Origin of the sequence: Actinomadura harenae, assembly GCF_003696215.1 — a bacterium.
Taxonomy (GTDB): domain Bacteria; phylum Actinomycetota; class Actinomycetes; order Streptosporangiales; family Streptosporangiaceae; genus Spirillospora; species Spirillospora harenae.
The window spans coordinates 89,790-102,696 of sequence record NZ_RFFG01000003.1 but is presented as its reverse complement, the minus strand read 5'-3'; the positions used below and the strand labels follow the sequence as shown (position 1 = coordinate 102,696).

The 12,907-nt window shown below is 72.4% G+C and carries 13 protein-coding genes; 5 read left to right on the top strand and 8 right to left on the bottom strand.

Features of this window, described 5'->3' with window-relative positions; all coding sequences use genetic code 11:
• Positions 1 to 7: 7 nt before the first annotated feature.
• The 3 genes from EBO15_RS02635 to EBO15_RS02625 all read right to left on the bottom strand — a co-directional run bounded on the left by EBO15_RS02635 (position 8) and on the right by EBO15_RS02625 (position 3,148).
• Entirely contained in the window at positions 8 to 1,096 is a 1,089-nt protein-coding gene (locus EBO15_RS02635) for a lysylphosphatidylglycerol synthase transmembrane domain-containing protein (RefSeq protein WP_122192656.1), read from the bottom strand.
• A 47-nt stretch (positions 1,097 to 1,143) separates the two neighbouring features.
• The gene (locus tag EBO15_RS02630; protein ID WP_122192655.1) at positions 1,144 to 1,866 is read right to left on the bottom strand and encodes a phosphatase PAP2 family protein; all 723 of its coding nucleotides are present in this window, start codon (positions 1,864 to 1,866) and stop codon (positions 1,144 to 1,146) included.
• A gap of 112 nt (positions 1,867 to 1,978) precedes the next feature.
• On the bottom strand, positions 1,979 to 3,148 hold the full coding sequence (locus EBO15_RS02625; protein ID WP_122192750.1) for an FAD-dependent monooxygenase: 1,170 nt from the start codon (positions 3,146 to 3,148) through the stop codon (positions 1,979 to 1,981).
• A 578-nt stretch (positions 3,149 to 3,726) separates the two neighbouring features.
• On the opposite strand from EBO15_RS02625, the gene EBO15_RS02620 reads away from it, so the two are divergent.
• Positions 3,727 to 4,128, top strand: a complete 402-nt coding sequence (locus EBO15_RS02620) for an ATP-binding protein (RefSeq protein ID WP_233615880.1) — start codon at positions 3,727 to 3,729, stop codon at positions 4,126 to 4,128.
• 30 nt (positions 4,129 to 4,158) lie between these two features.
• On the opposite strand, the gene EBO15_RS02615 is transcribed toward EBO15_RS02620, so the two are convergent.
• The gene (locus EBO15_RS02615; RefSeq protein ID WP_122192653.1) at positions 4,159 to 5,892 is read right to left on the bottom strand and encodes a pyruvate dehydrogenase; all 1,734 of its coding nucleotides are present in this window, start codon (positions 5,890 to 5,892) and stop codon (positions 4,159 to 4,161) included.
• 89 nt (positions 5,893 to 5,981) lie between these two features.
• On the opposite strand from EBO15_RS02615, the gene EBO15_RS02610 reads away from it, so the two are divergent.
• From EBO15_RS02610 to EBO15_RS02600, 3 genes are all read left to right on the top strand, one after another.
• Positions 5,982 to 6,335, top strand: a complete 354-nt coding sequence (locus EBO15_RS02610; RefSeq protein WP_233615878.1) for a DUF488 domain-containing protein — start codon at positions 5,982 to 5,984, stop codon at positions 6,333 to 6,335.
• A 130-nt stretch (positions 6,336 to 6,465) separates the two neighbouring features.
• Entirely contained in the window at positions 6,466 to 7,131 is a 666-nt protein-coding gene (locus EBO15_RS02605) for a hypothetical protein (protein ID WP_122192651.1), read from the top strand.
• Positions 7,132 to 7,242: 111 nt separating this feature from the next.
• Positions 7,243 to 7,818: a hypothetical protein gene (locus tag EBO15_RS02600; RefSeq protein ID WP_122192650.1), complete on the top strand. Its 576-nt coding sequence runs from the start codon at positions 7,243 to 7,245 to the stop codon at positions 7,816 to 7,818.
• A gap of 91 nt (positions 7,819 to 7,909) precedes the next feature.
• Here EBO15_RS02600 and EBO15_RS02595 read toward each other — a convergent pair whose 3' ends face one another.
• Both EBO15_RS02595 and EBO15_RS02590 read right to left on the bottom strand, forming a co-directional pair.
• Positions 7,910 to 8,122, bottom strand: a complete 213-nt coding sequence (locus tag EBO15_RS02595) for a hypothetical protein (protein WP_122192649.1) — start codon at positions 8,120 to 8,122, stop codon at positions 7,910 to 7,912.
• Between the two features lie 164 nt (positions 8,123 to 8,286).
• A complete protein-coding gene (locus tag EBO15_RS02590; protein ID WP_199744292.1) occupies positions 8,287 to 8,889 on the bottom strand; it encodes a TetR/AcrR family transcriptional regulator C-terminal domain-containing protein in 603 nt (200 codons plus the stop codon).
• An 88-nt stretch (positions 8,890 to 8,977) separates the two neighbouring features.
• Here EBO15_RS02590 and EBO15_RS02585 point away from each other — a divergent pair, with 88 nt between their 5' ends.
• Positions 8,978 to 9,397 carry an ester cyclase gene (locus EBO15_RS02585; protein WP_122192648.1) on the top strand — a complete coding sequence of 140 codons (420 nt, stop codon included), beginning with the start codon at positions 8,978 to 8,980 and terminating at the stop codon, positions 9,395 to 9,397.
• 113 nt (positions 9,398 to 9,510) lie between these two features.
• Here EBO15_RS02585 and EBO15_RS02580 read toward each other — a convergent pair whose 3' ends face one another.
• Positions 9,511 to 10,116 carry a dihydrofolate reductase family protein gene (locus EBO15_RS02580; RefSeq protein ID WP_122192647.1) on the bottom strand — a complete coding sequence of 202 codons (606 nt, stop codon included), beginning with the start codon at positions 10,114 to 10,116 and terminating at the stop codon, positions 9,511 to 9,513.
• Positions 10,117 to 10,359: 243 nt separating this feature from the next.
• The gene (locus EBO15_RS02575) at positions 10,360 to 12,663 is read right to left on the bottom strand and encodes a hypothetical protein (protein ID WP_158628106.1); all 2,304 of its coding nucleotides are present in this window, start codon (positions 12,661 to 12,663) and stop codon (positions 10,360 to 10,362) included.
• Positions 12,664 to 12,907 lie beyond the last annotated feature (244 nt).

Sequence of the window (12,907 nt, the reverse complement as noted above, 5' to 3'; positions counted from 1 at the left end):
CGCGGCCTCAGAGCGCGTCGATGCGGCGTAGGCGACGGGCCGCGAGGAGCCCGAACGGGACGGGCGCCCAGAACGTGATGGCGCGGAAGAGCAGAACACCTTGGACGGCGGCGCTCCCGGCGATACCGGTCGCCACGAGCGCGCCGATCAGGGCGGCCTCGTTCGCGCCGGTCCCGGCGGGCAGCGGCACGGCGGTCCCGGCGGCCGTGCCGACGAGGTAGACGAGCAGCAGCGTCCCGGCGTGCCGGAATCCGGGGCCGCCGGGCGAGGCGATGACGCTGACCGCGAAGGCGGTGCCGAGCGCGAGCGGGGTGCCGAGCGTCGCGAGGATGAGCGTCGCGCACGCGCGCGGACGGTGCCGGAGTTCGGTCGCCTGGTGGACGGCGTCCGCGACGGCCCGCCGGACGCGCCGGCGCAGGCGCGCGAGCCGTCCGTCCGGGGTGGAGCGGCGGCGGACCACGTACGTCGCGGTGGTCGCGCCGAGCACCGCGACCGCGAGCCCGGCGGGCGCGACCTCGGGGACCCGGACGTGCCGCAGCTGCGAGCCGATCGCGGACGGGTCGGGCAGATGCCCCGCCCCGAGCGCGAAGAACAGCCCGAGGCTGGAGACCCCGCCCGCGAGCCGGGTGAGCCCGACGACCGCGACGGCCTCGGCGCCGGAATGGCCGCGCCGGGTCAGGAAGCGGCTGAGGACGGCGAGGCTCCCGATCCCCGCGGGAACGAGGCGGCTCGCCACGGCCGCCGCGGTCTGCACGAGGAACGTCTCGCCCTTGGGCAGCGGACGCCCGGACGCGGCCCGCAGCGCCTTCGCCGTGCACGCGTAGTGCGTGACGGTCAGGAACACCAGCAGCGGGACGACGGCCCAGGGCACCCCGTCCAGGCCGCCGACCACGTCGCGTCCCCAGCCTCCGAGCAGGTCGAGGACGTCGTCGTCGGCGTAGGGGGCGTCGGCGGAGACCGCCGCGACGGCGCACGCGGCGCCGGTCGCGAGGAGCAGGCACCAGGGCCACATCCAGAGCGCGGCGGTCCGGACGCCCGGCCTCCGCCCTTCGTCGGCGTCGGTACCGGAGCCGGCGGGAACCTCGCCACTCGTCATGAGGCCGATGGTAAGCACACGACGGTTATGGGTGCGTTATACGAAAGTCACGCCTGGGCGTCCTGTTTTGTTCGCCTCCTGGAAAGGACCCCCACGAAGCACCCGATCGCGGCCACGAGGAGCCACCCGCCGAGGACGTCCGTGGGCCAGTGAACGCCCAGGTAGATCCGGGTGAGCCCGACCAGGACGGCCCACACGGCGGCGACCGTCACGACCACGGCGCGCGCCGCGCCGCGCAGGACCGACAGCGCCGCCACGATGAGGAGCAGCGCCGCCATCGCCGACGTCGTCGTATGCCCGGACGGAAACGACATCCCGGACGGATGTCCGACCCAGTCCCGCATCGGCGGACGAGGCCGTCCGACCCAGCTCATCAATCCGGATCGGACGAGCTGGACCACCACGAGCAGGACCAAAGCCGCCAGAGCACCCCAGACCCGCCACACCCATCCCGTTCCACCGCGCGGCGCCGCCCACACCATCCCGGGCAGCGCGGCACCGGCCAGCGCCCCCGCCGCCAGCGCCACGAGGTAGGGAACGATCCCGGTCCCGGTGTCGGTGATCGCCACCGCGACCGTCCGCATCGCGTCCGGGCGGTGCGCCACCGACCAGTCGTGCAACCCGAGATCGCCCGGCAGCGGCCGTCCGTCCCGCAGCGCGACCACCACCGCGAGGACCGCGAACAGGACCGCCGCCCCACACCCGGCGATCGCCCACCGCGTCCAACCCGCCGCCGCCGATCGTCCATCACCGTCGCGCGCGTCTGCCATATCTCCGGAGTAGCCGACAAATACGCCGCCCCGCACCCCCGACACGCGGGAACGACGCAAGCCGTCGCCGCCCCCGCCCCCGCGCCACCGCCGTGCCACGCCCCCGCGAGGGTCAGTAGGTCTTCAACGCCAGGGAGTTGACGATCTCGCCGAAGTCCTGGAAGTCGACGGCCTCGTCCGGGTGACCGGCGTCGGCGGCCTGCTGGGCCTCGACGCGGGCCTTGTTGGTGAGCGCGAGCTCCTGGTTGGCCGTGACGTAGCCGCGGAGCTCGCGCTCGTACGCCGCGAACGCCGCCTCGTGGTCCCCGCCGGCCGCCTTCAGCTCACCGGCCAGGACGTACGCGCCGACCATCGCCATGGACGTCCCCTGCCCCGACAGCGGCGAGCCGCAGTACCCGGCGTCCCCGAGCAGGACGACCCGTCCGGACGACCAGGAGTCCATGTGGACCTGCGCCATCGCGTCGAAGTGGAAGTCCGGGGCGTCCTTCATGCTGTCCAGGAGGCGCGGCAGCTCCCAGCCGCCGCCCGCGAGCCGCTCGGCGAGCAGCCGCTGCTGCGCGGCCGTGTCGCGGTGGTCGTAGGCGATCGGCTCCACCGACTCGAAGCCCAGGTAGACGCGGACCTCCCGGTTGTCCCGGACGCTCATCACGCCGCCGCCCCAGGAGCTGCCCGCGACCTGGTGGAAGACCTGCCACTCGTCCAGGCCGAGGAAGTTCGGCGCGGTCCACACGCCGAGGTAGGTGCCGAGGTGCCGGATGAACCGGTCCTCCGGCCCGAAGACCAGCCGCCGCGTGTTGGAGTGCAGGCCGTCCGCGCCGACGACCACGTCGAAGTCGCGCTGGACGCCGGACGCGAAGTACACGCGCACACCGTCCGCGCCCTGCTCCAGGCCCGCGATCGAGTCGCCGTACAGGTACTCGACGGAGTCCCCGGCGGCCCGGGCCAGGATCAGCGACAGGTCGTCGCGCAGGATCTCGACGTCCGGGCTGTCCAGGTCGCCGCCGGTGATGGTGCGCTCCTCGCTGCGGAACAGCTCCTTGCCCTCGCCGTCCACCATCGACATCCCGCGCATCCGCACCCGCGCCGCGCGGATCTCGTCCAGGACGCCCATCCGGGCCGCGACCTCCAGCGCCGGACCGCGCACGTCGATCGCCTGCCCGCCCGGACGCGGGCCGTCCGAGATCTCCACGACGGTGACGTCGAAGCCGTGCCGGGTCAGCCAGTACGCCAGGGCCGGGCCGCCGACGCTCGCACCCGAGATCAGCACGCTGGTGTTCTCCATGTCCCGCTCCATCCGCTCGTTTCGCTTGCCTGACTACAAGGTCGCCGGGGGCGCTGACGGGACGCTGACCGTTCGCGCACCGCCGGTGCACGGCGGCCCATCGGCCCCGGGACCGGCGGGACGGCGTCCGTGACACGCCCGGACCTCCGACGAATCGTCGGTGGGAGCGGCGGTAATTCGCGTTCTTCAGCACCCGGCGAGCACCCGCCGTACGCGGCGTTCACGCACGTCACAGGCGTTGAGGTGGATCCCGGGCGGGGAGGTTCCGGGGCGTTGTGCTGCGCGGCGTTCCGAATCCGGCCTATCTTGGAGCGGTCTCCGCCGGTGCCTCGCACCGAGGGTCCGGCACCGGCCCGGCGCGCCCACCAGGCGCCCGCGGCCGCCTCCGGGGACAGGCGGGACCCCGGCCGGAACAGGTCAGGACCATGGTCTCGTGGCGCGTTGCCCGGTCACGCACCGGAGGTGAATGATTGCGATGCGTCTCCGCTCTCACAGTGTGGTGATCCAGTGACTCTCGGAAGAACGGCATCCGCTCCCCGCCCGCCCGCCTCCGCGCGCGTCCGCCCCGGCTGCGGGTCGTGACCGGCGTGATGCAACTCCTCGGCGAGGAGCTCGTCCTCACCGGCGGCCGGACGGAGGGACAGGCCGTGCGGCGCACGGTCCGCGAGCGCGCGGCGAAGATGATCGACGACCCGTCCCTGCTCGACGACGTCGAGCTGATGGGCGCCGAGGCCATCGCGAACGCCGTGCTGCACGGCACCGGGCCGATCCGGGTCCGGGTCTCGGCCGACGGACGGCGGCTGCGGGTCGCGGTCCGCGACGGCGGCCCCGCCCGGCAGGACGACCCGCACGGCACCGACCGCATCGACCACGGCCGCGGCCTCACGGTCATCGACGTGCTCGCCTCCGAGTGGGGGCTGGAGCAGTCGTCCACCGGCACGCATCTATGGTTCGACGTCGACCTGCCCGCCCCTCACTGACCCCCGCGACCCGCGCCTCCGAGGCGGAGGTCAGGGACGGGGGATGTTGCGAAGGTTGCTGCGCGCGAGGTCGACCATCTTGCCCACACCGCCGTTGAGGACGGTCCGCCCGGCGGCGAGCGCGAAACCCTTCACCTGGGCGCCGGTGATCCGGGGCGGGATGGAGAGCGCGTTCGGGTCGGTGAGCAGGTGCACCAGGTACGGGCCGTCGGTCGCGAACGCCTCGGTCATGGCCGACCGGACGCGTCCCGGGTCCTCGACGCGCTCGGCCTCGATGCCGACGGCACGGGCGATGCCCGCGTAGTCCACCTGGCCGTTGTCGGTGCCGTAGGCGGGCAGGCCGTCGACGAGCATCTCGAGCTCGACCATGCTGAGCGACCCGTTGTCGAACAGGACGATCTTCACGGGCAGCCGGTGCTGGCGGATCGTGATCAGGTCGCCGAGCAGCATGCTGAGGCCGCCGTCCCCGGAGACCGAGACGACCTGGCGATCCGGATAGGCGAACTGCGCGCCGATCGCGTGCGGCATCGCGTTCGCCATGGAGCCGTGCAGGAAGGACCCGATGATGCGGCGGCGTCCGTTCGGGGTGAGGTAGCGCGCGGCCCACACGTTGCACATGCCGGTGTCGACGGTGAAGACGGCGTCCTCGGCGGCGACGTCGTCCAGCACGGACGCGGCGTACTCGGGGTGGATCGGCGTGTGGTGCTCGATGTCGCGCGTGTAGGCGTCGACGACCTTCTCCAGGGAACGGGTGTGTTTACGCAGCATCCCGTCCAGGTACGACACGTCCGTTTTCTGCCGGACCTTCTCGATGAGCTGCCGCAACGTCTCCCCGACGTCCCCGTGGACGGCCAGCTCCAGCGGCGTGCGGCGGCCGAGCCGGGACGCGTCGACGTCGATCTGGACGGTCCGCTTCCCCGGCAGGAACTGGTCGTAGGGGAAGTCCGTGCCGAGCAGCAGGACCAGGTCGGCCTCGTTCATCGCGTCGTAGCACGCGCCGTAGCCGAGCAGTCCGCTCATCCCGACGTCGAACGGGTTGTCGTACTGGATCCACTCCTTGCCGCGCAGCGTGTGCCCGATCGGCGACAGCACCTTCCGGGCCAGTCCGATCACCTCGCCGTGCGCGCCGCGCACCCCGTCGCCGCAGAACAGCATCACCTTGTCCGCGCGGTTCAGCAGGCTCGCGAGCTGGGCGACCTGGTCGGCGGGCGGATGCAGCACGCCCCGCCGGACGAGCAGGTCCGAGTGCCCGACCGGCGCCGCGACGTTCCGTTCGGCGACGTCGCCGGGCAGCGCGAGCACCGACACGCCGCCGAGCCCCACCGCGTGCTGGATCGCCGTCCGGACGATCCGGGGCATCTGCTCCGGCCCGCTGACCAGCTCCCGGTAGACGCTGCACTCGGCGAACACGCGCTCCGGATGCGTCTCCTGGAAGAACCCCATCCCGATCTGCGCGCTCGGGATCTGGGAGGCGATCGCGAGCACCGGCGCCCCGGTGCGCTGCGCGTCGTACAGGCCGTTGATCAGGTGCGTGTTGCCCGGCCCGCAGCTGCCCGCGCAGACCGCGAGCCGCCCGGTGAGCTGCGCCTCCGCCGCTGCTGCGAACGCCCCGGCCTCCTCGTTGCGGACGTGCGCCCACTCGATCCCGTCCGCCCGCCGGACGGCGTCCACGACCGGGTTCAGGCTGTCCCCGACCACCCCGTAGATGCGCCGGACGCCCGCCTGCCGGAGGACCTCGATGAGCTGCTCGGCGACCGTCGCCATGTCCGCGCCTCCCGATAGGAACGATCTTCCCGGGCAAGATCCCCGGGCCGGGGCGCGGCTAACCGTCACGGCGCGGGTAGGACGCGTCCATGAGGGAATTCCGGATGCGGCGCGCGTACGACCCGCCCGAGGCGGCGGACGGCGCGCGCGTCCTGGTGGACCGGCTGTGGCCACGCGGTCTGTCCAGGGAACACGCCGAGCTGACCGAGTGGGACAAACAGGTCGCCCCCTCGGACGAACTGCGCAGGTGGTACGGCCACGACCCGGCGAAGCGGGCCGGGTTCGCCGACCGCTACCGCACCGAACTGGACGACCCGGAACGCGTCGAGATCGTCCGCCACCTGCGCGAACTCGCCGAGAGCGGGCCGGTCACCCTGCTCACCGCGACCAAGGAGATCGAGGCGAGCCACCTCCCCGTCCTCCGCCGCCGTCTCCTCGGCTGAGCCGGGTTCCGCCCTCCCCGGCCGAGCCGACTTCCCGAACGCAGACCTTTCCGTCGAACCTCAGGAGTACCGTTTTGAACCACTTCTCACCCTGAATCGTCCTAGTCGTGACGTCGGGGACGCGCACGACATGGGGGACATCACCGTGACGACCAGGCCGAACAACTACTCCGGTCCAGGCTGCCTCCTGTGGCCCGTCATGGTGATCGTCCTGCCGTTCCGGCTCGCCTGGGAACTGCTCGTCCTGCTCGGACGCGGGATCGGCTGGGTGCTCGTCCAGTTCGGCCGGTACGTCCTGCGGCCGATCGGAATCGCGCTCCACTTCCTCCTGATCAAACCCATCGTCTGGCTGTGGCGGACGCTCCTGCTCCCGCCCCTGCGCCTGCTCGGCCAGTTCCTCGCCTGGATCGGACGCGGCGTCTGGGCGGGTCTGGAATGGTTCGGCCGCTACGTTCTGCTTCCGATCGCGACCGGAATCGCGTGGGTGCTGAACATCCTGATCGTCGTGCCGCTGACGTTCCTCTGGCGGTACGTCCTCGCCCCGATCGGACGCGGCCTGGCCTGGATCTGGGAGAACGGCCTGTTCCCGGTGCTGAGCTGGGCCTGGTGGGCCTCCGGGCGCGTGCTGTACTACACGCTGGTCGTCCCGCTGAAGTACCTGGTCGCGCTGCCCGTCCGCTGGGTCTGGGTGAACGTGGTACGCCCGATCGGCCGCGGAGTCCGCGCGATCTGGGACGCGACGCTCGGCCCCGTCTTCCGCTGGCTGAACGAGATCTTCTCCACCCCGGGACGCTGACCACTCAGCGCCGTCTGAGTACTCCAACGGATACCGGACGCCGCCGTGCGCTCGCCATGATGACCTTCCTTCGTTGAGTCGTTCCCGCGCCGACAGGAAGAACCATCCCTCATGCGACGCGTCACCCTCGGCCGCCTCCTCACGGCCGTCCCCCTCGTCTACGCCGCCGTCCTGGTGTCGATGTCGGTCCTGCCGTCCGCCGACGGGGAGGGCGAGCGCCAACGCGTGCTGGCGGACCTCACCGGGCCGGCGTCCTACCTGCTCAAGCCCCTGGGCCTGCACATCGACGACGGCGGACCGGACCGGACGGTCGAGACCGCCCTGCTCATCCTCGCCCTCCTCCAGGCACTCACCTTCTGGGGCCTGCTGCGGTGGCGGACGCGCGACTGGCACGAGCCGATCGGCGCCTACGTCCGCCGCTTCGGGCACGGGCCCGCGATCTTCCGCGTGGCCACGTCCTACGGCCTGCTCGTGTCGGCGGTCGTGGTCTGGGACCTCTCCACCTCGGTCACGTCCAGCGGCAGCATGGCCGGGATCTGGGTCTTCCCCCTGATCGGCCCCGCGATCATCCCGTTCTTCGCCCTCGACTTCTCCGTGCCGGGCTTCCTGACCTTCGCGGGGCCCGTCCAGGCGTGGCTCTTCTGGCGCCTGCTCCGAGGGCGCCGCCTCCCGGTCGAATCTGAGTAGAAGAGCGGATACGCGGACCGGCGACGGCCCGCGAGGATCGATCACGGCGCGGATACCACGGGGGCATCCGCGCCACTTCCCTTTCCGGGGCTCACCGGCTCAGCAGGCGCTTGGTGACCTCGCGGGCGGCGGACTCCTCGTCGCCCTCCCCGACCGGAACCCAGAGTCGCCGGACGGTCCCGTCCGCCAGCTCCCCCCGCCACCAGCCCTCCTTCTCGGCCCAGAACTCCGCGAGCAGCCGCATCCGGTCGTCCCTGACCGCGTAGGTGCCGTCACGAGTGCGCCACAGAGTGACCACCCTCATGCGCCCTCCCGTCAGCACCCAAGCCCGACTTCCAAGCATGCGCCGCACCACCCACCCCGCGGGCGGGAATTCACTGACCTCCCGTTTCGAACACCTCGCCACTCCGCCATCCGCCGCGGCCCGGTCGCCCGCCTTCGACCGGCCTGATCGAGATCATCGGACCATCATCGTTCACCTACCGGGGCAAGGCCGGTCAGAATGGCGGTGAGGGCCCGTTCGAATCGGGCCTCGTGGTCGGACGGGGTTCCCAGGCCGTCCGCGACCGCCTGCGCGACGCGCGGGTGTTTCTCCAGGTCGGGCAGCTCAGGCTCATGGCCGGCCGGCACCTCGGCGAGGACGTGGCCGACCGTGAACGTCGCGACCGTGTTGAGCAGGCCGAGGGACTCGAGCGGCGTCAGGCCGATATCGGCCAGCGACGCAAGCGCCTCCTCGATCATGTCGAGGCCGCCCGGCGTGCCGATCGGACGGGACGCCAGCAGCGACACCACGCGCGGATGCGCGAGCAGTTCGCGGCGCAGCGAGCGGGCGAAGTCGGCGATCCAGCCGAGGCCGGGCCCGGGACGCGGGCGGGCCCCGGCGATCACGCGCTCGACCAGACCGTCCAGCAGCGCGTCCTTGTTCGGGACGTAGTGGTACAGCGTCATCGCCTCGACGCCCAGCTCGGCCCCCAGGCGGCGCATCGACAGCTTGGCCGGGCCGTCGCGGTCGACCAGGGCCAGCGCGGCGTCCAGGACCCGGTCCCGGGTGAGGCCGACGGGTTTACCCACAGGTTCTCCTTCCGACTTGACTCTCTTACGGCGTAAGACGCATCATAGACGCGTCCGAACGCCTTACACCGTAAGAGGGAGGGTGGACATGTCCGCCACCGATGTCGTCACCGCGTTCTTCGCCGCCGTCAACGAGCGCCGCCTCGCCGACCTGCGCCTGTGCATGGCCGCCGACGTGATCGACCACAACAAGATCATCCACGGCGAGCCGGACGAGCCCGGCGCGGCGTTCGACGCCATCGCCATGCAGCTCGAGGCGTTCCGCGACTACCACTGCCGGGTCGACCAGCTCGTCGTCTCCGGCGACACGGCCGTCGCCCGCTGCACGCACTCCGGCACCCACACGGGGCCTCACCCCCGCATGCCCGTCCCGACCGGCCGCGCCTTCGAGACGGAGATGATCCTCGTCTTCACGCTGGAGGACGGCCTGATCAGCGAGATCCGCGCCGTCTCCGACCGCCTCGGCCTGTTCGCCCAGCTCGCCTGGCCCTGGCCCACAGCCGCATGACCGCCACCCCAGCGCCCCGCCCCGCTCACCCGCCCGGAACGCCCGCGCCTCCGCCACGTCCGACCGGGCGTCTCGGCGACTCCGCCTCTCCCCACGGGAGACGGCCGCGATGGTCAGTCGCGGCGCACGCGGTAGCGAAGGTGCGTGACGTCCTTGCCCTGAACGGTCCAGATCGGCCCTTCCAGGTCGAGCGGGCCGTTCTCGAGCGGGCCGAAGTAGGGCACGCCGCCGCCCAGCAGGACCGGGACGAGCGCCATGCCCACCTCGTCCAGCAGGCCCGCGTCGAGGCACTGCGTGGCGATCGTGCCGCCGTTCACCCCGACGTCCCCGCCGTTCGCGGCCTCCTTGGCCGCCGCGACCGCCGCCTCCACGCCGCCCTCGGTGACGAACGTGAACGGCGCGGTGCCGAGGTGCGGCCAGTCCTTCGGCACGGCGTGGGTCAGCACGACCACGGGGACGTCGAACGGATGCCGCCCCTCCCACCCGTTGGTGATGTCGAACAGCCTGCGCCCGACGACGAAAGCACCCGTGTCGGCGAGCCTCGCCCGCATCGCGCGCATGCTCACCTCGGTCATCCGGAAGGTGAGCCCCGGCATGGCCGTCTCCCAGACGACGTCACCGTTCTCGTACCAGCGGAACAGCCGATCGAAGCCCGTCTCGTCGGGCCCCGCGATGTATCCGTCCAGCGACACCGACATCTCGGTGTAGACGATGCCCATCACTCCACCCTTCCGTCCAACGCCAGATCCCCCCACAAGCCACCCCGAACAGCCCGCGCACCCACCCTCACCCCGGACCTACCCACCCCGGCCGCGTCCACCTCAATCCCCCGTCCCCACCGGTCACCCCACAGCTACGGCCGCCCTCACACACCCATCTCCGCCACAGACACGCGCGCCCACCCCAAGGCCAACTCCGCAGCCACGTCCAGCCCGGGGGCACCCGCCTCAGGGGTATCCGGCTCAGGGGTATCCGCCTCCGGACGCGCCCGACGCGTCCGCACCGCCATCCCGCCCGGACGGCATCGCCGACCCCGTCAGCCCAGAGATCGCCTTCGGCACGTCCTGAACCACTGCGGGCAAGTCCTGCACCACGCGCGGGACGTCCTGGAGTGTCCTCGGGACGTCTTCGACCGTCCTCGGGAGGTCCCGCACGATCTCCGGAACGGCCTGAACGACGCGCGGCACGGCTTGCACCACGCGCGGAAGGTCCTGGACGACCCCGGGGACGTCCCGCACGACCTGCGGAACCGCGTCGACGATCTGTGGCACCGCCTGGAGAAGGCGCGGCGGCGTCAGAGGCCCTGGAAGCGGCCCCGGAAGCGGTCCCGGGACGGGCAACACCGGAGGCTGGACCGGCACCCCGGGCAGCACGGGCCCGCTCGGCACTCCCCCGGAGATGGCCGGGACCTCCGGATACTTCGGCGTCTCGCTGATCGCCGGCGCCCCCGCCCCCTGCGGCGGAGTCAGGACCACGTCCGGCGCCTCACCGGCCGGGAGGAGGACGCCCGAGCCCGAGCCATGCGCCACCTTCGCCGGGAGCGGTTCGGGGAGGTCGCCGTTCAAGGGGCTCGCGATGCTGTGCCCACCGTGTCCCCCCGGCGCGAGGCCCACTCCGGTGGTCGGCGTGGACGCGGGCACCAGGAACAGGGGAACGAGCGCGGTGCCGACCGTCGCGGTGGCGGCGGCGGACGTGCGGACCCCGGTGACGGCCGCGGCCCCGGTCAATGTCGTACGCAGGCCGGCACGACGCGTCCGCCGGATGACCGGCGAGGTCGCGTCCACCTGCCGGGGCAGCCCCTCCGGAGTGAGCCGTCCGCCCCGCGCACTGATCTCCGCCCGGTACGGCGCGAGCTCAGGGTCGGCGAGCGTGTGCAACACGCGCATCCGCAATCGCTGCGGCGGAGCCGGGACGGCAGGAGCGACCAGCAGTGCCTCCACCCTCAAGGCCGGATCGACGACACCGGCCTCAGCTTCGGCCCCCATCCACGAATCCCCTCCGACATGCCGCCCCTCCGCCAGCGGCGCCCCATCGGCACCCCCATCACGCACGCCCTGCGCCCCCGAAGCGGCAACCTCCCTGCGCTGCCCGTCCGGCCAGGCTCCCGGCTCCACGGGTTCACGACGCCGCACGCTCGCCCACGGCCCCGAACCGGCGGGCGAATCAGTCTGCGCATCCGACCAGGGCGAGAGCCTTCCGGAGGCCGCATCGCGCTTCGCGTGGCGCCACGCCACGGAATCGGTGCGCCTGCTGCTCTGCGCCGCTTCACTCAGGGCCGAGTCAGTGGCACCGCCCCACGCCTCCGGCCGCTGCGGCGCGTCGGCACGGCCGTTGTTCCAGTCCCCGCCGCTGAAGTCTCCACTCCTCGGTGCCTCATATGGGCCGACCGAGTACCCGGCAGGCGGGTAGGGCCCGAAGAGCAGTTCCTCCGGCTCGTCCGGGAGGACGCCGGAGGAGAACCCGGGCAGTGGGAAGGGCAGCTCCTCGAAAGCCGCCCCTCCGAGCGGATATGCCATTTGACGTGCGGGATCGCTCGCCACATACGGAAGACCGTTCGGCGGCGTCGAACCGCTCACCTTGTACGGGGACGGCGTTGGCCGCGTGGACGCGCACAGGGCCCCATCGGCGGCGGGCGGGACGGCCGCGTGGACGGCGACGATCTCAGCGGCGCGACGCCAGGCGAGGACGCAGCGGCGGCGGAGCCCGCGGGCCGGTCGGCCGAGGACGCCCTCCAGGTCGTCAATGGTGAGGCCGTGCCGTCCGGTGAGCAGGAGCAGTTCCCGCTCGGTCGGGCCCGTGACCGCCATCAGGTGGTCGAGGGCGTCACGCACCCGCGCGGGGACCGCCGGACGCGTCTCCCCGGGCGCGGCCGACCAGTCCCAGTGCGGACGCGGGAAGGTCCGGCGGCGGATCCGGGCGCGCGTCGCGCCGTACAGCCACGCGCCGAGCCGTTCCCGATCGCGGGCCCGCGCGGCCCGCCGCGCCGCGTCCACCAGGACGTCGTGGACGACGTCGGCGGCCGGGCCCTCGCGGAGCACGGACGCGGCGTAGTCGTGCAGGCGGGCGGCGTACGCGTCGTACAGCCTGGCCTCCGCGCCCGCCTCGCCGGACGCCAGGTCGCGCATGATCTCGCGGTCGCGGGCCGGATCGGGAGCGGGCCAGAGCGGCTCCGCGGGCCAGGGGTCGACGCGGCCACGCCGCCGGACCCGGGCGTGCCGGCCCGTCGCGTCGTCGGTTCCGGTGCCGGTGGAGAAGGTCAGCCTCACAACGCCCCCCAGTGGTGTCAGCTCCCTACCAACGACTCCACCGTGACGCATTGCCTTTACTGATCGTGATGGTTTTCTTGCAACAGGTGGCGAATAAACCCGAAATCTGACCCAACGTATCGACTCAACTACATAAAGAAACCGGCGTCCGTGCCCCGCACGGCACGGACGCCGGTCCAAATCACTCGCGAGTCAGCCAACGAAAGGCGTCACGCCGTCCCAGAACCCATCCGGAACGCCATCC

Bases quoted from the DNA above. Each gene is read 5' to 3' on its own strand.
- EBO15_RS02585 (WP_122192648.1), top strand. From the start codon at position 8,978: ATGTCCGCCACCGATGTCGTCACCGCGTTCTTCGCCGCCGTCAACGAG.
- EBO15_RS02580 (WP_122192647.1), bottom strand. From the start codon at position 10,116: ATGGGCATCGTCTACACCGAGATGTCGGTGTCGCTGGACGGATACATC.
- EBO15_RS02600 (WP_122192650.1), top strand. From the start codon at position 7,243: ATGCGACGCGTCACCCTCGGCCGCCTCCTCACGGCCGTCCCCCTCGTC.
- EBO15_RS02610 (WP_233615878.1), top strand. From the start codon at position 5,982: ATGAGGGAATTCCGGATGCGGCGCGCGTACGACCCGCCCGAGGCGGCG.
- EBO15_RS02615 (WP_122192653.1), bottom strand. From the start codon at position 5,892: ATGGCGACGGTCGCCGAGCAGCTCATCGAGGTCCTCCGGCAGGCGGGC.
- EBO15_RS02630 (WP_122192655.1), bottom strand. From the start codon at position 1,866: ATGGCAGACGCGCGCGACGGTGATGGACGATCGGCGGCGGCGGGTTGG.
- EBO15_RS02625 (WP_122192750.1), bottom strand. From the start codon at position 3,148: ATGGAGAACACCAGCGTGCTGATCTCGGGTGCGAGCGTCGGCGGCCCG.
- EBO15_RS02595 (WP_122192649.1), bottom strand. From the start codon at position 8,122: ATGAGGGTGGTCACTCTGTGGCGCACTCGTGACGGCACCTACGCGGTC.
- EBO15_RS02605 (WP_122192651.1), top strand. From the start codon at position 6,466: ATGGGGGACATCACCGTGACGACCAGGCCGAACAACTACTCCGGTCCA.
- EBO15_RS02635 (WP_122192656.1), bottom strand. From the start codon at position 1,096: ATGACGAGTGGCGAGGTTCCCGCCGGCTCCGGTACCGACGCCGACGAA.